The organism is Mesorhizobium sp. LCM 4577 (assembly GCF_001854795.2).
Taxonomy (GTDB): Bacteria; Pseudomonadota; Alphaproteobacteria; order Rhizobiales; family Rhizobiaceae; genus Mesorhizobium; species Mesorhizobium plurifarium.
In genome coordinates, this window is the sequence record NZ_MDDU01000046.1 from 295,107 (window position 1) to 317,537 (window position 22,431).

The window sequence follows — 22,431 nt, forward strand, 5'->3', positions numbered from 1 at the left end:
AGGCCGGGCTAAAGTCGCCAACATCATCCACAAGGAAGTCTGGCGGAGCGCGTTCTCCGACCCGGACCGGAAGGGATGACTTTTTCCCGCGGCACGGTCGAGGAGATTGCGGCCGCGCTCGCGGCCAACGGTCTGATCCTTCGCGGCGGTTTCAGCTTTGGCGACGATGAGACGGCGCCTGCCGGATTTTCCGGCGGGCCGGCCAGATCGGTGCTGCTCATCGGACAGGCGGGCGCGGCGCCCTGGCCGCATTTCCAGCGCTGGCGGGAACGACAGGCGAGGGACATCGCCAATCCGCTCGACAGCTGGTCGCGCGAGGTGATCGGCGCGGTCGCGCAAGAGTTCGGCGCCCGCGCCGTGTCGCCTTCAGACCGGCCCTATCTGCCGTTCCAGCAATGGGCGATGCGGGCGGAGAGGCTGAAGCCGTCGCCGCTCGGCATCCTCATGCACCCGACCTATGGACTTTGGCATGCCTATCGCGGCGCATTGCTGTTCGAGGACGGGATTTCCATTCCCGAACCTCATGCATCGATTCATCTTTGCGACACATGTGTCGAAAAACCCTGCCTGAAATCCTGTCCGGTGGACGCCTATTCCGTGCAGGGGTTTGCGCATGAAGCCTGTCTTGGCCATGTGCGCGGAGCTCGAGGCGAGCCCTGCCGCAGCGGCGGCTGCCTGGACCGCAACGCCTGTCCCTATGGCACAGACTATCGCTATCCGCCTGAGGTGCAGGCCTTTCACATGGCGGCCTTTGCCAGGCTGTGACGAGAGGAGCCGCCGTCCGCACGAAATCTTGAACAATGCGCTCCGGGATTGGCTTGCCGGAACGGCGCGTGCCGATATCTAACGCGCGGTACGCAACGGAGAGCATCATGGCCGGAAAGCAGATCGAGTTCGAGACCAGGGACGGCAAGGCAAAGGCGGGGCTTTTTCGACCGTCCGGCAAGGCCAGCGCCGGCGTCATCCTCTATATGGACGCCTTCGGGCCACGTCCGGTGCTCGATGAGATGGCCGAGCGGCTCGCCGGTCACGGCTATGCCGTGCTGGTGCCCGATCTGTTTTACCGCAACGCGCCCTACGGCCCGTTCGACGCCAAGACCGCCTTCACGGTGGAGGAAACCAAGGCCAAACTGATGGCGCTGGTCACCGGCACGACGCAGGAGATGACCATTCGCGACAACGCCGCTTTCCTCGATGCGCTCGCGGCCGAAGGCATTGATGGGCCGGTCGGCGTCGTCGGCTATTGCATGGGCGGCGCGCGGGCGCTGAACGCGGCGGCTACCCATCCCGACCGTATCGTCGCGGCGGCGAGTTTTCACGGCGGTAATCTCGCCAGCGACGCCGCCGACAGCCCGCACCGCAAGGCAGCAATGATCAAGGCGCGCGTCTATGTCGGGGTTGCCGGCATCGACCGCAGCTTCCCGCCGGAGCAGTCGGCGCGGCTGGCGGAGGCGCTGCGCGTGGCCGAAGTCGACCACATGATCGAGAACTATGTCGGCGTCGGCCATGGCTGGTGCGTCAAGGATCACAGCGTCTATGACGAGGCAGGCGCCGAGAGGCATTGGAAGAGGCTTACGACGTTCTTCAAAGAGACGCTGGGCTAGCCCTCTTTCACCGATTTCCCGGAGATTATCTCGTAGGGCGAACCTTCGAATGTTCGCGCTGCCCCTCATCCGCCCTTCGGGCACCTTCTCCCCGTTGAACGGGGAGAAGGAAAAGGCGGTGCCGCAAAAAAATCTTTCCATCGCCCCAAGGATTGGCCATTAGCCTTCGTCCAACAGGCAAATGACGGCGATGATGCTGGACGACAGCGAAGCCTCCGATGCCGAATTGATCGGGCGGGCGAGGGGCGGAGACAGGGGGGCTTTCGGCAAACTGCTCGAAAGGCACTATGGCTTCGTCTATCGCGCCGCCTATCGCTGGTGCGGCCGCAAGGCCGACGCCGAGGACATCGCCCAGGACGTCTGCGTGCGGCTCGGCCGCGCGATCCGCGACTATCAGGGCAGCGGCGCATTCACCACATGGCTCTATGCCATGACGCTGAATGCTTCGCGCGACATGATGCGCAAGCGCGCCCGCGACATCGCCAAGACCGATGCCTATGGCGCGTATTCGCTGATCGCGGGCGAAGCGCCGGCTGAGAGCGACGACCCGGTCGAGGCGCTGTGGGCGGCGGTGCGGATGCTGCCAGACAAGCAGCGCGACGCGGTGCTTTTGGTCTATGGCGAAGGTCTTAACCACGCGGCGGCGGCGGAGGTGATGGCGATCTCGGAGACGACGGTTTCCTGGCACATCCATGAAGCGAAGAAACGGCTGAAGGTGCTGATGCGTTCAGCCGGGGAAGTGTGACCATGGTCGACGACAACGAACTCGAAAGGCTGCGCGACATCGCTATACCGGCGCCGGATGGCGAGGCGAAGGCGCGCACGCTCGCGGCCGCCATGCAGGCCTTCGACCTCGATGAAAAAAATTCTGCGATCCCCCAAGGAACGCCCGCAGGTCTTCGTCTCACGGAGCGAGCACAAAAGCTCTGGAGAGACATCATGCAACGGAAACTCATTGCCACGCCGGCCATCACCGCGCTGGTCGCGCTGCCTATCGCCGGATATGCCGCTTTCGAGATGCTGAAGGAACAGCCGCGGGTCATCGGCGGCAACGGCACGGCCACCGAGACGGTGGCCGACAAGCCGGTGGCGCAGAAGCCCGCGCCGCAACAGCCAGCGATCAACGAGCCGCTGGCGACTGCGCCAGCGAAGGCGAAGAAGGCCGACGCGGACACCGAGACGCGCGCCAATGCGCAGACGGCGCCCGCAGCGCCGAAGCCGGCGGCAGAGGTCGACAGCCTGCTCAAGCAGGAAGCGACGCCCGAGGCTTTGCCCGCGCCTGCCGAGAGCGGTCGGCTCGCCGCCGGCGGCAAGGACGGTTCGCCGGGCAGGGTGATGATGCAACTTTCGCCGTCGTCAAAGGATGAAGCCGCGAGGACCGACCAGGCTCCGGCAGGAGCAGCTGCCGCGATTCCGGCGACTCCGCCCGCCGTCGCCGATTCTAGACTGATGGTACAACCCGCGCCGATGCCGGCCGACCAGATGCAGCCGCGGGAGGAAAACCGCAACCGCATCGAGACCTTCAAGACCAACCCGGTCCACGAAACCGCGCAGGATCCGGTGTCGACCTTCTCCATAGATGTCGACACGGCCTCCTATTCGTTCGTGCGGCGCTCGCTGAAGGAAGGCGCTCTGCCCGATCCGGACACGGTCCGCGTCGAGGAGATGATCAACTACTTCCCTTATGACTGGAAGGGTCCGGAATCGGCTTCAACGCCGTTCAACTCGACGGTCACCGTCATGCCGACGCCGTGGAACGAGCACACCAAGCTCATGCATGTCGCGATCAAGGGTTTCGACGTGAAGCCGGCCGAGCAGCCGAAGGCCAACCTGGTCTTTCTGATCGACGTCTCGGGCTCGATGGACGAGCCGGACAAGCTGCCGCTGCTCAAATCCGCCTTCCGGCTCCTGGTCAGCAGGCTCAAAGCCGACGACACCGTCTCGATCGTCACCTATGCCGGCAATGCCGGCACGGTGCTGATGCCGACCAAGGCGTCGGAAAAGCAGAAGATCCTTGCGGCCATCGACAATCTGGAACCCGGCGGCTCAACGGCCGGCGAGGAAGGCATCCGCGAGGCTTACAAGCTTGCCCAGCAGTCCTTCGTCAAGGGGGGCGTCAATCGGGTGATGCTGGCCACCGATGGCGACTTCAATGTCGGCCAGACCGATGACGACGACCTCAAGCGTCTGATCGAGAAGGAGCGCAAGACCGGCGTGTTCCTGTCGGTGTTCGGCTTCGGCCGCGACAATCTGAATGACCAGATGATGCAGACCATCGCCCAGAACGGCAACGGCACGGCTGCCTACATAGATACGCTTGCCGAGGCGCAGAAGGTGCTGGTCGACGACGCGTCCTCGACGCTGTTCCCCATCGCCAAGGACGTCAAGATCCAGGTCGAGTTCAACCCGGCGACCGTGTCGGAATACCGTATTGTCGGTTATGAGACCCGGGCTTTGAAGCGCGAGGATTTCAACAACGACCGCGTCGATGCCGGCGACATCGGCTCCGGCCATTCGGTGACGGCGCTCTACGAGATCACGCCGAAGGGGAGCGGCGGCGAGCAGGTCGATCCGCTGCGCTACGGCCAGGCCAAGGTCGACAATGGCGGCGTCGCCAATGCCGACGAATATGCCTTCGTCAAGATCCGCTATAAGCTGCCGGACGAGAATGTCTCGAAGCTGATCACCACCCCGGTGACCGCCGCCAACGAGGTCAAGTCCTTCGACGCGGCCGGCGCCGACCAGCGTTTCTCGGTCGCCGTCGCTGCCTTCGGGCAGAAGCTGCGCGACGAAGATCAGACCGCGAATTTCGGCTACGACCGGATCGCCGAGATCGCCAATGCCGCGCGCGGCGCCGATCCGTTCGGCTACAGGGCGGAATTCCTGTCGCTGGTACGCCTGGCCTCATCGCTGGACAGCAACAAATAGAGTGTTGTGACCTCCAACGAAAAGCCGGCAGGAAAATCCTGCCGGCCCTTTTGCAATCGTTAAATTGCGCGGCTTTTCCGGAACCTCGCCGCAACGAGCTTCTGTTAGTCAGCGCTGATGGAATTTTGAGGGATCAGCAGTGCATATCACGACCATCGGCAATGCGAACGCGACGGCGRCCAATGCGCCGGTGCGGGGATCGTCCGCGCCTTCGGCGGAATCGGCGCGCATTCGGAGCGATGTCGATGCGGCCCGCAATACGGCGCTTTCGGCGCTCAACAACGACCGGTTTCGCGTCATGCTGGAACAGATCAGCGATCCGGGCGCATCGGGCGCTCTGATGACGATGAGCGCCGAGAACGTCGTCGATTTCAATACGGCGCTGTCACGCTACGCCGAAAACAGCAAATAACCCAGGCCCTGTCAGGCGCGGCTGCGCCTGCGCTCGCGCCGGCCTTCGCCGGGTTCAACAGCGCTTGCCGTCTTGTTGCGCATCGGCCCGATGCGCTCGACGATCGTCTCGATGGTCGGGCGCTCCGCCTTGGTGTGGCCGTCGAGCGCCTTGCGCATGGCGGCGAGGTGAGCGAACGACGTGCCGCAGCAGCCACCGACGATCTTGGCGCCGGCATCGACCGCCAGCCGCACATAATCGGACATCAGCTCCGGCGTTCCGGAATAGTGAATCTCGCTGCCACGGAATTCGGGAATGCCGCAATTGCCCTTGACGATCACGGTCGCCTCCGGCTTCGCCTCGGTCATGTCGAGTAGCGAAGCGAGGATATCCGAAGCGCCGACGCCGCAATTGGCGCCGACGCCGAGCGGAGCCTGCGACAGACCGTCGGCGACGGCGTGGATGTCCTTCGGCAGCAGGCCCATCATGGTGCGGCCGGCGGTGTCGAAGGAACCGGTATAGGTATAGGGCAGGCCGACGCGGATGGCGGCCTCGGCGGCGGCGCGGATCTCGTCGGGCGCCGACATGGTCTCGATCCAGGCGACTTCGGCGCCGCCGGCCTTGAGGCCCTCGATCTGCTCGGCGAAGGCGTCGACCGCGTCGTCATAGGTCAGCGCGCCGAGCGGCACCAGCAATTCGCCGGTCGGGCCGACGGAGCCGGCGACGATCACCTTGCGGCCGGCCTTGTCGGCGACGGAGCGGGCGATCTCGGCGGCGCGCTTGTTCAGCTCGTGGACGCGATCCTGCGCGTGATGCAGCTTGAGCCGGTGGCGGGTGCCGCCGAAGGAGTTGGTCAGGATGATATCGGCGCCGGCATCGACGAAGTTCTGATGCAGGCTGACAATGGTCTCGGGCGCCGTTTCGTTGAGCAGCTCGGGCGCTTCGCCGGCCGGCAGGCCCATCGCGAACAGATTGGTGCCGGTGGCGCCGTCGGCCAGGAGCACGCCCTTTTCGGCAAGCAGGGCGTCAATCGGATTGGTCGCGGTCATGGCGGTGGCTTTCGTGTTCGAACTCAAATAACGATATAAAGAAGTCTTTATGTCTAGTCAACGAGCTTGCGGCCGCGAAGGCCTTATGCGGCCGGCGTGATCTCGACCTCGATCTCGGTGCAGGCATCGCCATTGGTCGGGTGATGGTCGACCGAGCAGGCGGTGACGACGAGCAGGAGGTCCTGTTCGGCGCGCAGCGTGACGTAACCGCCGGGCGGATTGATGGAGGCTTCGACGACGAGCGTGCCGTCCAGCTGCGGCAAGGAATTCTGGAAGAGGTCGACCGGGTCGGGCGCGAAGGGCAGGTCGATGCCTTCCGCGGCAAGCGCCGTCATCAGGTTGTCGCGGCAGTTCGGGTGGTTGGGCAAGCCGGCGCGTTCGTAGAGCGCGCTGTCGCACGCCGGGTAGAGCATGTCGTGCGGTCCGGGCGAGCCATCCTCGATCAGCGTCAGCATGACCTTGCCGGCGGCGCTGTAGAAATGGTCGCCGGGTTTTGGAAACAGCCGCTCGGTGATGTCGCGCGTCTGCGACGTGCTCAGCCAGTCGAGTTTTTCACCTGTCGAGAACGCCCAGAGGTCGGAGACCTGCTGGCCCTTGGGATCGGTGATGCGGATGAGATCGCCGCGCCCGACGCGCATGGAACGGCCCGACTGAGGAGGAACGACGACGTGACGCGATGACTGCATGGTTTTCCCTGAAAGGATGAACGGCAACCGAGTAGCCGATGTCAGTATTATATCGGCACCGTCAATCAGACAGAGCCTGACGGGAAGGACATTGCGGCCAGCTTCTGCGTGAAGCTTGCTGCCTCATGCGCGTTGATGTCGGCGGCGCGGATCAGATTGTCGAAATGGCTGGTGAGGGTGCRGATCGGCTGGGTGGCGCTCAGCACGATATACATGTCGCCGACATAGATCGCGGCGCGGTARGGGCCGAAGATCGTATAGGGGATCGAATAGCGCATGCGGCCGTCATAGAGGAACAGCCGGAAGGTCGGGTAAAGGTCATCGAGCAGCGCCGCCATGTGCAGCAATTGCTTGCGCCTTTCGGCTTCCGGGAAACGATCCCAGACGCCCAGGCCGCGTGCGAAGATCTCCAGCGTATGGCGCGGCATGCAGACCTCCATGTCGGTCTCCGGCCGCCTTGTATAGTCGATGCGGTATTGCGTTTCACCGGCCTGCGCCTCGCGGTTCTTATTGGCAATGCCGGCCTCGTAATCGATCAGCGCCTCGGTGCGCAAAAGATCGGGAATGCCGGCAGGCACGTAGCGGATCTTGGTGCCGGCGGCCTCGGCATGCCATTTGGCGAGCAGCGTGCGGTCGAAGCCGTCGGGGGCCTCCTCGATCTCCAGGCTTTCGCGGATTTCGCCGGTCACGCCTTCGTCGTGGCTCAAGCCCAGCAGCCAATCGAGCGACACCTTGAATTCGGCGGCGATGTTGAGCAGCGTCTCGGCGCGGGGCAGGCGGGTCGAGGCGCCGGACAGCAGCTGCGACAGCGCCGAACGGTCGATGCCGACGGCCGTCGCGAAGGCCGATTGGTTGAGGTCGGAGCGTGTCAAGAGCAATTTCAGCCGCTCCCGGAAGATCGTCGATAGATCGCGCTTGTCCATCAGGCCGCTCCTGCTTGCGAGAGGAAAAATTTGCGTCGGAGCCGATCTGAACGTGGCTCAGGCGGAAATGAATCCCCATATTTGTTTACAATGTATAACACATGCCGCCAAAAATGCGCATTCGCAACAGTTTGTGCGCTTTGTCGCGTTGATGTAACGGGAGGCTCCTGACACAATGTTGTCAGGAATCGAGGGGTTCCGGCGACTGGAAGGCAGTGGTCGATAGCATGGCAAGCATGAATACCGGCATGAACAAGAGACGCAGCAGCGCACCRCCAATCGAATGGCCGACGGTATTGCTCGCGCTCTTCTGCTACGGCGCATGGTTCGCAATCGGCTTCCTGCTCTGGCCATCCCACCCCTTGATCGCTTCGATCGCGCTGGCCCTGATCCTCGCCCTGCAATCGTCGCTGATGCATGAGGTGCTGCACGGCCATCCCACCCGCAGCGCCCGCATCAACGAAGCCTTCGTCTTCCTGCCGATCGGGCTTGTCTGGCCGTTCCGGCGCTTCAAGACCATCCATCTTCGCCACCACGCCGACGAACGGCTGACCGATCCGCTGGACGATCCGGAAAGCTATTACAAGGCGCTCTGGATACATGAGGAACTGCCGCCGACGATGAAGTTCCTGCTCAAGCTCAACAATACCATGGTCGGCCGCCTCATTCTCGGCCCGTGGCTGTCGTCGATCGGCTTCTTCATCGACGACGCCCGGCAGATTGCCGCCGGCGACAAGACGATCCGCAACGCCTGGCTGCTGCACGCTATCGGCCTTGTCGTGGTTGTGCCGATCGTGACTCTGGGTTTCGGCATCCCGCTCTGGCTTTACATACTGGTGCCGGTGTGGCTCGGCCAGTCGCTGATCTCCGTCCGCACCTATGCCGAGCATCAGTGGTCGGAGCATCCGGAAGGGCGTACGATCATCGTCGAGCGCTCGCCCTTGTCGTTGCTGTTCCTCAACAACAACCTGCATCTCGTGCATCACAAGAGCCCGACGGTTGCCTGGTACAGACTGCCGAAGATGTTTCGCGATCGCCGCGAAGAGTGGCTGCGGATGAACAACGGCTATATCTATCCGAACTATTTCGCGCTGATCAAATCCTTTGCCTTCAAGGCCAAGGAGCCGGTCATCCATCCGGTGCTGCGCCGCGCGCCGGAGCCGGGCCGCGCCTTCAAGCCGCGCGTCAGGGCGCGCAATGTCAGCGGGCTTGGCACGGCGCCAGTTCCCGCCGAGCCGCCGAAAGAGTAATTTCGACTTTCCGCGCCCGCTTTTTCGCGGCGGAACGCAGGCGCCGAAGGTCGCCTGTCTTTGAAAGCTGTTCGACATGAGCAAGTTCGTTGCGGCGCTGCCGATGTATGACTGGCCCGAAGCGCGCGGCGAGGTCGACGCGCAATGGGCACGCCTGCGCGACGCTTTCCGGCAACGGGGCATCGATGCGCCGGAAACGATCGTGCGCAGCAACCGCGAACTGCCGCCGGTGCCCGGCGGGATCCTCGATGACGCCGGCAGGCTGATTGCGCCGGACCCGGCGACGCTGCCTGCGGACGAGCTCGATTTTCATCAGCTTTGGCTCAGTCCGGCGCTGCTTTTCGGACAAACCTGCTGGGGGCCGATGGAACTCGGCCTCGGCCGGCATGTGCAGGTGGTCGCGCAGCCGAATTACGATGCGTTCGAAGGCGGGCAAGGGGAACTCTATTCCAGCGCGCTGGTGATGGCCGCGGATGGCGAGGCGCCGGTTGCCTCGCCGCATGACGGCAACGCCCTTATCCCGCTCGAGCTTCTGCGCGGCAAGCGCTTCATCTTCAACAACCCGGATTCGATGTCCGGCGTGATCGCTCTGACGCGCGACCTGGAGGCGATGGGAGAGAGCCTCGATATCTTCGCCTCGCGCGGCGAGAGCGGCGGCCACCGGTCATCGATCGTGGCGGTCGCGGAAGGCAGGGCCGATATCGCGGCCATCGACTGCGAGAGCTGGGCGCTGGCGCAGCGTTTCGAGCCGGCGGCGAAAGGCGTGAAGGTCGTCGGCTGGACGGCGCGGCGCAAGGGCTTGCCCTATATCACCGCCAGGACGACACCGGAAAAAACCATTGCCATGATGCGCGAGGCCGTCGCTTCTGTCGAAAGCGGATCAGAGCAGCCGCTCGTCCAACGGGTAAGCTGAAAGCTTCTCGTTGCCGGTCCCGGTGATCAGGATCTGCTCCTCGATCTTGACGCCCTCGCGCCCGCCAAGCCTGCCGATATAGCTTTCGACGCAAAGCACCATGCCGGGTTCGAGCACGCCATCCGGCGTGTCGTCGGTCCAATCGCTTGCATGCGGCAGCGTCGGATATTCGTCGGCGAGGCCGACACCATGGTAGAGCACGCCGTAGCGCGTCGGATAGCAATCGTCCGGCGGCACCGCCGAGCGCTCGACAAGGTCGCGGAAGGAGATGCCCGGCCGCATCAGATCCGTGTTGTGGGCGATCTGATCGGCGGCAATGCGGAAGAGGTCGCGCTGTTCGTTCGACGGCTGCCGATCGCCRCAAAGCCATGTGCGCGAAAGATCGGCGCAGAAACCGTAAGGGCCGATCAGGTCGGTGTCGAAGGCGACGAGGTCGCCATTCTCGATGACGCGCGAGGAGCATTCCTGGAACCAGGGATTGGTGCGCGGGCCGGACGACAGAAGCCGGGTTTCGATCCATTCGCCGCCGCGCGCGATGTTGCCGCGATGCAGTTCCGCCCAGAGCTCGTTTTCGGAGATGCCGGGCTTCAGCACCGCTTCCATCTCGCCCATCGCCGCCTCGCAGGCGACGATGGCGCGGCGCATGGCGAGGATCTCGTCCGGCGATTTGATGAGGCGCGCATTCTCCATCACCGCCTCGCCATTGCCGACAGAAATGCCGTGGCGGGCGAGTTCCCCGACACCTTCCGGATTGATGTGGTCGACGGCGATGCGGCGATTGCCGCCGCCATGCTCGGCAACGAGTTCGGCGATGCCGGCGCCCCAGCGGCGGACCTTCTCATCGGTCAGTTCGCCACTGTAGAGATACATCCATGACACGGCCGGGCGCACCTCGTCGACGACACCCGAATGGTCGGACAGGTGCTCGCAGGAGAAGTAGTCGAAGAGCACCACGGGGCCCTCGGTGGCAACGAAGCAGTGGCGTGTCGGATTGTGCGCGACCCAGAGCTGCATGTTGGTCGAGTCCGTCGCGTAACGGATGTTGACCGGGTCATAGAGCAGGGCGCCTGCATAGCCGCGGCGCTTCAGCTCGGCGCGGATGCGCTTCAGCCGGTATCCGCGCATCGCCGACAGATCGGGCGCGGCGATGCCTGCCGCCGCCCACTCGGCTTCGGCTGTCGCGCCATAGCCCAACACATGCTGGTTGAGCGAGGCCGCCTTCTCGCGGGAGGCCTCGCGCAGCGACTCGACCGAGCCGGGTTCGAAGGGCATGATCTTGCGGTGACGGCCAAAGCCTAGCTTGTCCATTCGTTCCCCCCGAATCTTACGGCGCGGTCTTCTTGTGCAATTTGGTGATCGTGACCTTGCGCGGCGGGAAGCCGAGCGCCTGCGGCACCTCGATCGTGCGATGGACGGTATCCATCGCGTAGCCGGCCCTCGCCAATTCTTCGAAGACATCCGAGGACGATTCCCTGTCGTCGGTCAGGACAAGGACCGCAGGCTCGCGGATCGAGTGGGCGAAGTCCGGAGTCTCGTCGTCGAGCGCGATGAGGTCGGCATCGACCAGACGCAGATTGCCGACCCAGAACCAGCTCGAGACCACGGTCTTGACCGCTCCGTCGGCGTTGATCTGGTCGTAAAGCGACCGGTAGTCCAGCCGCACGATGCTGCCGCGGTTGTCGCCGCCCTCAAGGTGCATGTACCAGCTCAGCGGCAGCACAAGGACGGCAAGGAGCGCGCCGACGAAGACGATGGTGGCTTGCGTCGTTCGGCCCCTCTGGCCCATGGCCTCGAAGCGCATGGCCAAGGCCGCGGGCAGGAGGATGAAGATGGGCAGCATCCAGCGGTCGCGAAACTGGGTGATGCCGGCGGCCAGCACGACCGTCACCATGACCACCAGACCAAGCACGATCGCCCGCCACAACAGCTTTTCCGGCCACCTTACCGGCTGAGGCGGCTCCGTCCGCTTTCTTATTGCCAGGCCATAGGCGACGCCGAAAATCGCGACCGGCAATCCAGCGAAATTGACGATCGCGTTGGCCAGCCTGCGGATGCCGAGAAGTGCCGTTTTCGCAACGCTGCCGCCTTCGGCGACGCCCAGGCCCCCTTGGTGCGCGAGCAGATCTTCCAGATGCGTCAGGCTCCAATAGAGCGTCGGCAGGCAGGCCAGGATCGCCACGGCCAGGCTGATCAGAAAACGGCGATCTAAGATCGCCTCACGCGTTTCGCGAACCGAGAGGGATGCCAGGAACAGGGCGGCAAGGAAAATGACGATGTTGTATTTCGACAGCATCGCGGCCGCCGTCGCCAGGCCGAAAAACGCATAGGCGATGGTCGATCGGCGTTTCTCGACCTCGACCAGCGCCAGAAGCAGCACCGAGGTGAAGCAGAATATGGCGACCGAGTGGGTGAGGGCGTGCTGCATTTCCCAGAAGATCTGAGGAAACAGAAGCAGCCCGAACATGCCGGCGGCGGCAGTGCGGTTCGAGTAGCCGAGGCGGCGTATGGCGGTGAAATACGCGGCCAGCCCCGCGGCCAGCAAGCCGTATTTGACGATCTTGAGGGCAAGGACGCTGGTTCCGACCAGCGAGGCCGCAAGCATGGCGAGCCAAGTGTATAGAGGCGGCTGCGAACTGCCGTAGCCGGCGGCGAGAAACCGCATTTCCATCAGCTGTTCGGAATCGTCGACACCAACGCCCGTGCCCRCAACGTGGGACAGCAGCGCCATCACCGCGATCTGTGTCAGGCAGTAGAGGAGGGCGAGCGCGACAGCGGCACTGAATGGACCGACCCGTTCATCGCAGAGCCAATCGGTCCATTTCTCAAGCTGCCGCAAGGGGATTGTCTTCTCGTGCTGATGCGCCGGTAGCGGGCTTAACCATGCCATGGCGACCGGCGCAATCCAACAATTCGCCAGAGCGGTTCACCGTTTCCTAAACGGCAAACCGCTCTGTCTATCTGTTTTACGCAATTCCGGGCGGGAAACCGTGTCACACTTTTCTTGGAATTGCTCTCGCGTCAGGTCCGCATCTTCTCGCCGCTCGGATCGAAGGGCGGCTCGACATTGATGCGGGCCGGGCGGCGGTGGCCGAGAATCTCGATCTCGAACAGGCCGGCGCTTTCGTCCTCAGCCAGAGCGGCAGGGACGTAGCCCTGCGCCATCGACTTCTGGACGTAATGCGCATAGCCGCCGGAGGTCACCCAGCCGACGACGCGCCATTCGCCATCGACGATGCCGCGCACGGCGGAAGCGCCTTCGGCGGCCTTCGAGCCGCGGACTTCCTTGCCCGTTTCATCGAAGCGCGGCGCGCCGTAACCGTGCGGCTTCTCCACCGTGCCGTAGTCCTTGGAGACCTTGGCCCAAATCGGCTCGTCGCCCATCACGTCGGCATCGATGGCATCGACGATAAAGGAAACGCGGCGCAGTTTCGGACCCTCGGCATGCTCCTTGGCCGACGCTTCGCGGCCGATGAAGTCGTTCTTCTCGAGCTTGATGAAACGGTCCATCGAGCCTTCGAACGGGCCGTAGATCGGACGCAGTTCGCGGAACCAGGTGGGGAAGTTCTTTTCGAGACGCATCGAAAGCAGCGCGCGCATGCCGAAGTCGACAATGCCGAATTCCGCGCCGGCTTCCTTGATCGCCTTGTAGACGAGGCGCTGATAGGCGGGGGCCATCCATATTTCGTAGCCGAGGTCGCCGGTATAGGTGATGCGGTTGACCATGCAGGGCGCGCCGCCGACCGCCATCTCGCGGAAATCCATGAAGCGGAAGGCCTTGGTCGAGACGTCGACGTCGACCAGCTTCTGCAACAGGTCACGCGATTTCGGTCCGGCGATGGACAGGCCGACCAGCGTCTGGTCGAAGCGATGGATGCGCACCGAACCATCCTTGGGCAGGTGCTTCTCGAACCAGCGCATATGGTATTTCTGCGCGGCGGAAGAGCCCCAGATCATGAAACGGTCCTCGCCGGTCTTGGCGATGGTGAAATCGCCGATCAGCTTGCCGAACTCGTTGACCATCGGGGTCAGCACGATGCGGCCGACCTTCGGCATGCGGTTGGTCATCAGCCGGTTGAGAAAATCCTCCGCGCCCGGGCCTGAGACCTCGTATTTGGCGAAGTTGGCGATCTCGGTGACCCCGACCTTGTCGCGCGTGGCGCGCACTTCCTCGCCGATCGGGCCGAAATCGTTGGAACGATGGAACGAGACGATGTCCTTCGGCTCGGTGCCCTTCGGCGCGAACCAGAGCGGCGTCTCGAGGCCCCACGAATCGCCCATGACCGCGTTGTTGGCGAGCATGGTGTCGTAGAGCGGCGTCGTCTGCGCGGGACGGGCGGCCGGCAACTCCTCGTTCGGGAAGCGGATCGAGAAGCGGCGCGAATAGTTCTCGCGCACCTTGGCGTTGGTGTAGCGCAGGGTGGCCCATTCGCCGAAGCGGGCGACGTCCATGCCCCAGACGTCGAAGCCCGGATCGCCATGCACCATCCAGTTCGACAGCGCGAGGCCGACGCCGCCGCCCTGGCTGAAGCCGGCCATGACGGCGCAGGCGCACCAGAAATTGGTCAGGCCTTGCACCGGGCCGACCAGCGGGTTGCCGTCGAGCGCAAAGGTGAAGGGGCCGTTGATGATCTGCTTGATTCCGGCCTTCTCGATGCCGGGGAAATGCTTGAAGCCGATTTCCAGCGACGGCGCGATGCGGTCGATGTCGGGCTGCAGCAATTCATGGCCGAAATCCCACGGCGTGTTGACCGGCGACCATGGCTTGCAGGCCTTCTCATAGGTGCCGAGCAGGATGCCGTTGCGCTCCTGGCGGGTGTAGATCTCGCCCTTGAAGTCGAGCACGCCGATCATCTCGCGGCCGGTCGACTTGTTGAATTCCTCGACCTCCGGCATCGGCTCGGTCAAGAGGTACATATGCTCCATGGCCAGCACCGGCAGCTCGACGCCGACCATGCGGCCGATCTCGCGCGCCCAGAGGCCGCCGCAGTTGACGACATGCTCGGCATGCACCGTGCCTTGCTCGGTGACGACATTCCAGGTGCCGTCCGGTTGCTGCGTCAGGTCCACGACGCGGTTGCGCAGCACGATCTCGGCGCCGAGTTTCTTCGCCGCCTTGGAATAGGCGATGGTGGTGCCGGAAGGGTCGAGATGGCCCTCGACCGGATCCCACATGGCGCCGACGAAATTCTTCTCGTCCATCAGCGGGAACATGGCCTTCGCTTCCGAGGGCGTGATCAGCTCGGTGTCCATGCCGAGATAACGGCCCTTGGCATGTGCGAGCCGCAGGAAGTCCATGCGCTCCGGCGTGTCGGCCATCATGACGCCGCCGGTCAGATGCAGCGAGCAGGACTGGCCGGAGAGCTCCTCGATCTCCTTGTAGAGCTGGACCGTGTAGGCCTGCAGCTTGGCGACGTTGGGGTCGCCGTTGAGCGTATGGAAGCCGCCAGCCGCATGCCAGGACGAGCCGGAGGTCAGCTCCGAGCGCTCGATCAGCATGATGTCGGTCCAGCCGGCTTTGGCGAGGTGATAGAGCACCGAGCAGCCGACGACGCCGCCGCCGATGACAACCGCTTTTACGTGGGATTTCATGAAGATAGTTCCGTCTTGTGCAATGTGGAGTCAGAAAGGGAGATGAATGGCGGGCATTTGCCCGGTCGAACGATGATCAGAAATCCGTCGGCGCGCCGCCTTCGGCGCGGCGCTTTTCGACGAAGTCGTTGAGTTCCTCGCGGATGGCCGGATCCATATAGGGCTCCTCGTAGGAGGCAAGGCGCTCCTTCCAGACTTTGTTGGTGCGCTCCATCGCCGTCGGTGAGCCGGCCTCGGTCCAGGTCTCGAAATTGCGCCAGTCGGAGACGATCGGCGAATAAAAGGCGGTCTTGTAGCGCTCCTGCGTGTGCTGGGTGCCGAAGAAATGGCCGCCGGGGCCGACCGACTGGATGGCGTCGAAGCCGAGCGCGTCCTCGGAGAGATCGAGCGGGGTGAGGAACTCAGCCACCATCTGCAGAAGGTCGATGTCGAGGATGGTCTTTTCGTAGGAGCAGCGCAGGCCGCCTTCCAGCCAGCCGGCGCCATGCATCATCAGATTACCGCCGCCCTGGATGGCGCCCCAGAGCGAGAACACGCTTTCATAGGCGGCCTGCGCGTCGACCGTGTTGGCGGCGCAGGTGTTGGAGGTGCGGTAGGGGATGTTGTAGCGCCGGGCGAGCTGGCCGCCGACAAGCTGCGCCTTCATGTATTCGGGCGTGCCGAAGGCCGGCGCGCCGGATTTCATATCCACGTTGGAGGTGAAGCCGCCATAGCCGACCGGCGCACCTTTCTTGACCATCTGCGCGAAGGCGATGCCGGAAAGTGCCTCGGCGTTCTGCTGCACCAGCGCGCCGGCGACGGTGACGGGCGCCATGGCGCCCGACAGCGTGAACGGCGTGACGATCACGGCCTGGCCCATGCTCGCCATCTGGATGATGCCTTCCATCATCGGCACGTCGAGCTTGAGCGGCGAATTGGTGTTGATGATGGTGAAGACCGACGGTTCGGCCATCAGCTGCTCGCGGCTGATGCCACGGGCGATGCGGGTGATCTCGATGCCGTCGACGTTGCGCTCCTTGCCGAGCGAATAGATGTGGAAGACCTTGTCGGTCAGCATGGCGAGGTCGCGGATGCACTCTAGGTGGCGGACCGACGGGTGGATGTCGATCGGCTCGACCGGATAGCCGCCGGTGCACTGCAGGATGTTGTGCATCTGCGCCAGGCGCAGGAAATTGCGGTAGTCCGCCTGGTTGCCCGGCCGGCGTCCGCGGTCGAGGTCGGAGCAGTTCGGCGCCGAAGCCATCATCGACAGGATGAGGTTGTTGCCGCCGAAGCGCAGATTGTGCGCCGAGTTGCGGGCATGCAGGGTGAATTCAGACGGGCAGTGCGAGACAAGCTCGAGGATCATGTCGCTGTCGAAGCGCACGCGCTCCGAGCCGTCGCGCACGTCCGCGCCATGTGCCTTCATGATGCGGCGGGCTTCCTCGTGCAGGACGTCGACGCCGATCTCCTTCAGCACGCGCAGCGAGGCGAGGTGGATCGATTCCAGCTCGTCGTCGGACACCAGCTTGGTTGGCGTCAGCGGGTTCTTCAATTGCCGGAAGGCGGGCTGCTCGAAGGCGGCCGAGCCGCCGGCGCGCTTGCCCGCGCGGCCGCCGCGGCGGGCGCGATCGGTTGCCAGAGCCGGTTCGGCGGGATGAAGGGCGGCAGTCATGAAAAGCCTCGTGAGAATGCGAAATTGGCCGGCATAATGGACCGCCGGCAATGCTGCCGGTGAGGAGGCGGCGACCACTAGGGCGAGGGAAGCGACATGACGGAAGGGGAGCTTGCGAGCGCCTCACCGCAGCGCCAGTGTTCCTGACAGGGTTTGGCTGGAGCATCCGCTTTCGCCGGCGGTGGGGCTTACGGCAACCGGCTACAACGGCTAAGCCTCCGAGCGAATGGAGCGGGAATGATGGCTCTCGCGGAGCGCGACGAGACGGTGCAGTGGGCCGCGATCACCGGCGTGATCGCGACCGTGTCGGTGTTCGCCATCGCGCAAGGGCTTTCCTATCCGTTGCTCAGCTTCATCCTGCAGCGGCAAGGCGTTTCGCCGGCGGTGATCGGGCTGTCGGCGGCGATGACGCCGGTCGGCTTCATCCTGTCCTCGCCGCTGATCCCGGGATTGGCGCGCCGTTTCGGGGCAGGGCGCACCGCGCTGACCTGCGCGGCGCTCTCGGCACTGGTGCTGGCGCTGATCGGCTGGACGCAGAATGTCTATCTGTGGTTTCCGCTGCGCTTCCTGATCGGCGTGGTGACCAATCCCCTCTATGTGCTCAGTGAAATCTGGGTGATCGCGCTGGCGCCGCCGTCGCGCCGCGGTCGCGTCATGGGCATCTATTCCACTATCATCTCGGCGGGTTTCGCGGCCGGGCCGCTCTGCCTGCTCGCCGTCGGCACCGAGGGCTGGCCGCCTTTCCTGGTCGGCATTTTTGCTTTCGTCTTCTGCGGCGCCTGCCTGGCGGTCGTTGTACAGCGTTTGCCGAAGGTCGATGAGCCCGAGAACAAGGTGTCTGTGCTAGGCTTCATACCATTGGCCTGGCTGCTTCTGTCGGCTGTGGTCGTCGCGGCCGGTTTCGAGCAGGCGATCTTGGCGCTACTGCCGGTCTATGGAACGCATCACGGCATTCCCGAAGCGTGCATGTCGGCGCTGCTGTCGGCAATGATCGCCGGCAACATCGCCATGCAGGTGCCGCTCGGCCTGCTCGCCGAAAGGCTGACGGCGCGCCTGGTTCGCTTCGGCTGCGTCGCCGTGACCATCCTTGGGTGCCTGCTTTTGCCGGCGCTGATCGAGACACCGCTGATCTGGGGGTGCGTCTTCATCTGGGGCGCCGTTTCCTACGGTATCTACACGATGTCGATCATCGAGCTCGGCGAACGCTTCACCGGCTCGGCGCTGGTCGCCGGCAACGCCGCCTTCTCGCTGATGTGGGGCCTTGGCGGCATCATCGTCCCGCCGCTCACCGGCAGCGTGATGGATGTCATCGGCGCCGCCGGCCTGCCGGTCACGCTGGGTGCGATCTGCGCCGCGCTGGCGGCGGCGACGGTCGTGCGCAGGCGGGTTTTGTAGCCGATCCCGCCACGGCACTTGAATATCGGCGCAGCGAACGCGATGTAGGCGGGGCCGCCAGATGGAGACCCGCATGACCAGCACGATGACCAAGACCCAGCCCGAATTGACCGCTGACGATCCCTTCCTCTGGCTGGAAGACCGCAACGGCAAGGAAGCGCTGGACTGGGTTCATCGCCAGAATGCGCTCACCGTCGCCGAATTGCAGGGCGATCCTTCCTACCAGGCGACTTTCGAAACCGCGCTCGACCTGATGACCGCCGAGGACAATATCCCGGTCGGGGCCGCGCTTGCCGGCCACGTCTATAATTTCTGGCAGGACAAGACCAATGCGCTGGGCCTGTGGCGGCGCACGCCCGTCGCTTCCTACAAGACCGAGAAGCCGGAGTGGGAAACGATCATCGACTTCGACCAGCTCTCGGCGAAAGAGGGCATCAAATGGGTATTCGGCGGGGCGAGCCGGYTCTATCCCGATTTCAACCGCTGCCTGCTCTATATGTCGCCCGACGGCGGCGACGCCAGCGAGATGCGCGAGTTCGACATCGCGACCAAATCCTTCGTCGAGGACGGATTTCGCGCTCCGGCGTCCAAGTCGGGCTTTTCCTGGCTGGACAAGGACACGGTGCTCGTCTCGGCTGCTTTCGAAGAGGAAGACAAGACACAGTCCGGCTATCCGCGCGTGATAAAACTCTGGCGGCGCGGCACCAAGCTCGAGGACGCAACGTCGATCTTCGAAGGTGAGAAGCAGCATCTCGCGGTCGGCGGCGGCGTCGAATATGACGGCGACAAGCGGCATGTGCTGCTCGGCAAGACGCTCGACTTCTTCACCTCGCACAGTTTCCTGCGGCTGGTTTCCGGCGAGAACCGGCGCATTCCGCTGCCCGACGATGCAACCGACACGGCGATCTTCAAGGGACAGCTGATCTTCGGCGTGCGCAGCCCCTGGACGACCCCGGACGGCACGTGCTGCCTGCCTGACGGGCTTTACTCCCTCGATTTCGACCGCTGGATCGAGAGCGGCGCGTTCGGGCCGTTCGAAACCGTRCTCGCGCCTGCGCATCGCGTTTCGATCGCCGGGCTCGCCAGGACGCGGGATCGGTTGTTCATCAACCTGATGGACAATGTGCGCGGCAAGGTCATCGCCTGCGACCGCACCGCCGATGGCTGGTCGCTGAAACGGATCGCGCTGCCCGACAACGGCAATGTCGGCATCAGTCATGTCGAGCATTTCGGCTCCAGCGTCTCCTTCTCCTTCACCGATTTCCTGACGCCGAGCTCGATCATCTGGTCGGACGACAATGGCGAGACGCTGCAAACGGTGAAATCGCAGCCGGCCCGCTTCGATGCCTCGCCCTATGTTTCGGAGCAGTTCGAARCCCGCTCGAAGGACGGCACGATGATCCCGTATTTCGTCGTGCGGCGGCGCGACCAGAAGGGGCCGGTGCCGGCGCTGCTTTACGGCTATGGCGGCTTCGAAGTGCCGCTCTTGCCCGGCTATGCCGGCATTCGCGGCAARCTCTGGCTGGACAGGGGCAACGCCTATGTCCAGGCCAACATCCGCGGCGGCGGCGAATTTGGTCCGGCCTGGCATCAGGCGGCGCTGAAGGGCAAGCGACAGAACGCATTCGACGATTTCGCGGCCGTCRCCGAAGATGTCGTCAGGCGCGGCATCACCACGCCGGCGCAGCTCGGCATCCAGGGCGGTTCGAATGGCGGTCTGCTCACCGGCACGTCGCTGACGCAGCGGCCGGAATTGTTCGGCGCCGTCATCATCGACGTGCCGCTGCTTGACATGCTGCGCTACACGGAATTGCCGCCCGGTGCTTCCTGGATCGCCGAATATGGCGACCCGTCGAAGCCGGAGGAGGCGGCCTGGCTCGGCGCCTATTCGCCCTACCAGCATATCGCGGCCGATGTCGCCTATCCGCCGGTGCTCTTGATGACATCGACCGCCGACGATCGCGTCCATCCCGGACATGCGCGAAAGATGGCGGCGCGGCTTAAAGAGGCAGGCCACGGCAGGACGCTGTTCTTCGAGGAGACCGAAGGCGGCCATGGCGGGCGCGGCGACCGCCGGCCCCAGGCGGCGCAGACGGCGATGCGCTACATATTCCTGCAGCGGTCGCTTGGCGCCGTCGCCTGACCAGGAAAATCGCTTCAGGTTTCGAACTTATCCGCGACCTGTCAAATCGCTGGCGCTGCCCCTCACCTGCCTGCCGGCATCCTCTCCCCGTATAGTGACGGGGAGAGGGGCGCTCTCATCGGCGATTTCGCCAATCGCCGCCGTTGCGGGAAAGGTGCCGGCGTTGCGGCCTGCCCCTTCTCCCCGTCACTATACGGGGAGAAGTGCCCGGCAGGGCGATGAGGGGCGGTGCCGACGTGGACGATTAGCAGTCTGCGCCGGATAAAATCACAAATCTCGTCTGAAACGATTGCCTCGCCATCTTGGCCTTCACGACTTGAATTTTGCACTTCAGGCGGCATAAGCTGCCGCCATGATCCGCTTCAGCACATCAGGCGCCTTCGGGGTCGCGGTGACGCCGTCACCGCGGACCCTTCGCGCCGAGCTGTTGCGGCTGTGCGCCCGCATCGGCTATTCGCCGCCTGCCTTCCTCTGACGAATCCGCCCCGGCTCTTGCCGGATTGATTCAAGAGGAAAGATCAAATCCATGACCTATCAGAATTATTCGCTGAAGCAGCTTCAGCAGATCGACGCCGCGCATCACCTCCACCCCTTCACCGACCACAAGGAGCTGCGCGAGACCGGGTCGCGCATCATCACCCATGCCAAGGGCCCGTTCATCTACGACGCCGACGGCACCGAAATCCTCGACGGCATGGCGGGCTTGTGGTGCGTCAATGTCGGCTATGGCCGCGACGAGCTGGCCGAGGCGGCCTACGCGCAGATGAAGGAGCTGCCTTACTACAACTCCTTCTTCAAATGCTCGACGCCGACGCCGGTGCTGTTGTCGAAGAAGCTGGCGGAGCTGGCGCCCAAGCATGTCAGCCAGGTTTTTTACGGCTCCTCCGGCTCGGAAGCCAACGACACGGCGCTCAGGCTCGTGCGCCATTACTGGGCGCTCGAAGGCAAGCCCGAGAAGAACCRCATCATCTCGCGCAAGTCAGCCTATCACGGCTCGACGATTGCCGGCACGTCGCTCGGCGGAATGGAGCCGATGCACAAGCAGCTCGGCGGCGCGGTGCCCAACATCGTCCATGTGATGATGCCCTATGCCTATGAGCTGGCGTTGCCCGGCGAAAGCGACCATGATTTCGGCATCCGCGCGGCCAAGGCGGTCGAGGACGCGATCCTCGAAGCCGGCGCCGACAAGGTCGCCGCCTTCATCGGCGAGCCGGTCATGGGCGCAGGCGGGGTGAAGATCCCGCCGATGAGCTACTGGCCGGAAGTCGAGCGCATCTGCCGCAAATACGATGTGCTGCTGATGCTGGACGAGGTCATCACCGGCTATGGCCGCACCGGCGAATGGTTCGCAGCGCAGACTTTCGGGGTAGAGCCCGACACCATTACCACCGCCAAGGCGCTGACCTCGGGCTACCAGCCGCTGTCGGCGCTGCTGGTCGGCGACCGCGTCGCAAAGACGCTCGTCGAGAAAGGCGGCGAGTTCTATCACGGCTACACTTATTCCGGTCATCCGGTGGCCTGCGCGGTGGCGCTGAAGAACCTCGAGATCATCGAGAGGGAAGGGCTGGTCGAGCGCGTCAAGAACGACACCGGTCCCTATTTCGCGCAGGCGCTTCAGGAGCGCATCGCTGGGCACAGGCTGGTCGGCGAGGTGCGTTCGATCGGCCTGATGGGCGCGATCGAGATCGTCAAGGACAAGGCCACCAAGGAGCGCTATCTGCCGTCGGGAAGCGCCGCGGTCGTCGTGCGCGACCACGCGATCGCGAACGGCATGATGCTGCGGGCCACCGGCGACACGATGATCCTGTCGCCGCCGCTGGTCTGGACGCGCGAGACGATCGACATGGCCTGCGAGCGGATCGCCAAGGCGCTCGACCTCGCGGATGCCGATTTGCGCAAGCGCTGA

General features: G+C 64.1%; 18 protein-coding genes. 11 read left to right on the forward strand and 7 right to left on the reverse strand.

Features of this window, described 5'->3' with window-relative positions; translation table 11 throughout:
- Positions 1 to 75 precede the first annotated feature (75 nt).
- The 5 genes from LCM4577_RS28565 to LCM4577_RS28585 all read left to right on the forward strand — a co-directional run bounded on the left by LCM4577_RS28565 (position 76) and on the right by LCM4577_RS28585 (position 4,944).
- On the forward strand, positions 76 to 765 hold the full coding sequence (locus LCM4577_RS28565; RefSeq protein WP_071074351.1) for a 4Fe-4S dicluster domain-containing protein: 690 nt from the start codon (positions 76 to 78) through the stop codon (positions 763 to 765).
- A gap of 107 nt (positions 766 to 872) precedes the next feature.
- The gene (locus LCM4577_RS28570; protein ID WP_071074352.1) at positions 873 to 1,604 is read left to right on the forward strand and encodes a dienelactone hydrolase family protein; all 732 of its coding nucleotides are present in this window, start codon (positions 873 to 875) and stop codon (positions 1,602 to 1,604) included.
- A gap of 181 nt (positions 1,605 to 1,785) precedes the next feature.
- Complete coding sequence (locus LCM4577_RS28575) at positions 1,786 to 2,349, forward strand: RNA polymerase sigma factor (RefSeq protein ID WP_071074353.1); 564 nt, start codon at positions 1,786 to 1,788, stop codon at positions 2,347 to 2,349.
- Positions 2,350 to 2,351: 2 nt separating this feature from the next.
- A complete protein-coding gene (locus tag LCM4577_RS28580) occupies positions 2,352 to 4,532 on the forward strand; it encodes a VWA domain-containing protein (protein WP_071074354.1) in 2,181 nt (726 codons plus the stop codon).
- A 139-nt stretch (positions 4,533 to 4,671) separates the two neighbouring features.
- Entirely contained in the window at positions 4,672 to 4,944 is a 273-nt protein-coding gene (locus LCM4577_RS28585; protein WP_071074355.1) for a hypothetical protein, read from the forward strand.
- A gap of 11 nt (positions 4,945 to 4,955) precedes the next feature.
- Here the strand turns inward: LCM4577_RS28585 and bmt are convergent, their stop codons facing one another.
- The 3 genes from bmt to LCM4577_RS28600 form a co-directional block, all read right to left on the reverse strand.
- Entirely contained in the window at positions 4,956 to 5,972 is a 1,017-nt protein-coding gene (bmt, locus tag LCM4577_RS28590) for a betaine--homocysteine S-methyltransferase (protein ID WP_071074356.1), read from the reverse strand.
- 83 nt (positions 5,973 to 6,055) lie between these two features.
- Complete coding sequence (locus LCM4577_RS28595) at positions 6,056 to 6,658, reverse strand: DUF1989 domain-containing protein (RefSeq protein WP_083354875.1); 603 nt, start codon at positions 6,656 to 6,658, stop codon at positions 6,056 to 6,058.
- Positions 6,659 to 6,723: 65 nt separating this feature from the next.
- On the reverse strand, positions 6,724 to 7,581 hold the full coding sequence (locus LCM4577_RS28600; RefSeq protein WP_071074357.1) for a helix-turn-helix domain-containing protein: 858 nt from the start codon (positions 7,579 to 7,581) through the stop codon (positions 6,724 to 6,726).
- A 248-nt stretch (positions 7,582 to 7,829) separates the two neighbouring features.
- Here LCM4577_RS28600 and LCM4577_RS28605 point away from each other — a divergent pair, with 248 nt between their 5' ends.
- Complete coding sequence (locus LCM4577_RS28605; protein WP_198541100.1) at positions 7,830 to 8,831, forward strand: fatty acid desaturase; 1,002 nt, start codon at positions 7,830 to 7,832, stop codon at positions 8,829 to 8,831.
- 76 nt (positions 8,832 to 8,907) lie between these two features.
- Positions 8,908 to 9,744: a phosphate/phosphite/phosphonate ABC transporter substrate-binding protein gene (locus LCM4577_RS28610; RefSeq protein ID WP_071034019.1), complete on the forward strand. Its 837-nt coding sequence runs from the start codon at positions 8,908 to 8,910 to the stop codon at positions 9,742 to 9,744.
- Here LCM4577_RS28610 and LCM4577_RS28615 read toward each other — a convergent pair.
- The 4 genes from LCM4577_RS28615 to LCM4577_RS28630 all read right to left on the reverse strand — a co-directional run bounded on the left by LCM4577_RS28615 (position 9,712) and on the right by LCM4577_RS28630 (position 16,987).
- A complete protein-coding gene (locus LCM4577_RS28615) occupies positions 9,712 to 11,052 on the reverse strand; it encodes a Xaa-Pro peptidase family protein (RefSeq protein ID WP_071074358.1) in 1,341 nt (446 codons plus the stop codon). The genes LCM4577_RS28610 and LCM4577_RS28615 overlap by 33 nt on opposite strands.
- A 16-nt stretch (positions 11,053 to 11,068) precedes the next feature.
- Positions 11,069 to 12,580 carry a glycosyltransferase family 39 protein gene (locus LCM4577_RS28620; RefSeq protein ID WP_157900511.1) on the reverse strand — a complete coding sequence of 504 codons (1,512 nt, stop codon included), beginning with the start codon at positions 12,578 to 12,580 and terminating at the stop codon, positions 11,069 to 11,071.
- Between the two features lie 182 nt (positions 12,581 to 12,762).
- The gene (locus LCM4577_RS28625; RefSeq protein WP_071074360.1) at positions 12,763 to 15,333 is read right to left on the reverse strand and encodes an FAD-dependent oxidoreductase; all 2,571 of its coding nucleotides are present in this window, start codon (positions 15,331 to 15,333) and stop codon (positions 12,763 to 12,765) included.
- 76 nt (positions 15,334 to 15,409) lie between these two features.
- On the reverse strand, positions 15,410 to 16,987 hold the full coding sequence (locus LCM4577_RS28630) for a trimethylamine methyltransferase family protein (RefSeq protein ID WP_071074402.1): 1,578 nt from the start codon (positions 16,985 to 16,987) through the stop codon (positions 15,410 to 15,412).
- Positions 16,988 to 17,224: 237 nt separating this feature from the next.
- On the opposite strand from LCM4577_RS28630, the gene LCM4577_RS28635 reads away from it, so the two are divergent.
- The 4 genes from LCM4577_RS28635 to LCM4577_RS28650 all read left to right on the forward strand — a co-directional run bounded on the left by LCM4577_RS28635 (position 17,225) and on the right by LCM4577_RS28650 (position 22,431).
- Positions 17,225 to 18,382, forward strand: a complete 1,158-nt coding sequence (locus tag LCM4577_RS28635; protein WP_371410085.1) for an MFS transporter — start codon at positions 17,225 to 17,227, stop codon at positions 18,380 to 18,382.
- Positions 18,383 to 18,455: 73 nt separating this feature from the next.
- Complete coding sequence (locus LCM4577_RS28640; RefSeq protein ID WP_071074361.1) at positions 18,456 to 20,525, forward strand: prolyl oligopeptidase family protein; 2,070 nt, start codon at positions 18,456 to 18,458, stop codon at positions 20,523 to 20,525.
- A 352-nt stretch (positions 20,526 to 20,877) separates the two neighbouring features.
- Positions 20,878 to 21,000, forward strand: coding sequence for a hypothetical protein (locus tag LCM4577_RS28645; protein ID WP_041003987.1), 123 nt, complete (start codon positions 20,878 to 20,880; stop codon positions 20,998 to 21,000).
- A 51-nt stretch (positions 21,001 to 21,051) separates the two neighbouring features.
- Positions 21,052 to 22,431, forward strand: coding sequence for an aspartate aminotransferase family protein (locus LCM4577_RS28650; protein WP_071074362.1), 1,380 nt, complete (start codon positions 21,052 to 21,054; stop codon positions 22,429 to 22,431).

What these genes read in the sequence shown, in the direction of transcription:
- LCM4577_RS28565 (WP_071074351.1), top strand. Translation starts at nt 76, where the DNA reads ATGACTTTTTCCCGCGGCACGGTCGAGGAGATTGCGGCCGCGCTCGCG.
- LCM4577_RS28570 (WP_071074352.1), top strand. Translation starts at nt 873, where the DNA reads ATGGCCGGAAAGCAGATCGAGTTCGAGACCAGGGACGGCAAGGCAAAG.
- LCM4577_RS28575 (WP_071074353.1), top strand. Translation starts at nt 1,786, where the DNA reads ATGACGGCGATGATGCTGGACGACAGCGAAGCCTCCGATGCCGAATTG.
- LCM4577_RS28580 (WP_071074354.1), top strand. Translation starts at nt 2,352, where the DNA reads ATGGTCGACGACAACGAACTCGAAAGGCTGCGCGACATCGCTATACCG.
- bmt (WP_071074356.1), bottom strand. Translation starts at nt 5,972, where the DNA reads ATGACCGCGACCAATCCGATTGACGCCCTGCTTGCCGAAAAGGGCGTG.
- LCM4577_RS28595 (WP_083354875.1), bottom strand. Translation starts at nt 6,658, where the DNA reads ATGCAGTCATCGCGTCACGTCGTCGTTCCTCCTCAGTCGGGCCGTTCC.
- LCM4577_RS28610 (WP_071034019.1), top strand. Translation starts at nt 8,908, where the DNA reads ATGAGCAAGTTCGTTGCGGCGCTGCCGATGTATGACTGGCCCGAAGCG.
- LCM4577_RS28625 (WP_071074360.1), bottom strand. Translation starts at nt 15,333, where the DNA reads ATGAAATCCCACGTAAAAGCGGTTGTCATCGGCGGCGGCGTCGTCGGC.
- LCM4577_RS28630 (WP_071074402.1), bottom strand. Translation starts at nt 16,987, where the DNA reads ATGACTGCCGCCCTTCATCCCGCCGAACCGGCTCTGGCAACCGATCGC.
- LCM4577_RS28635 (WP_371410085.1), top strand. Translation starts at nt 17,225, where the DNA reads ATGATGGCTCTCGCGGAGCGCGACGAGACGGTGCAGTGGGCCGCGATC.
- LCM4577_RS28645 (WP_041003987.1), top strand. Translation starts at nt 20,878, where the DNA reads ATGATCCGCTTCAGCACATCAGGCGCCTTCGGGGTCGCGGTGACGCCG.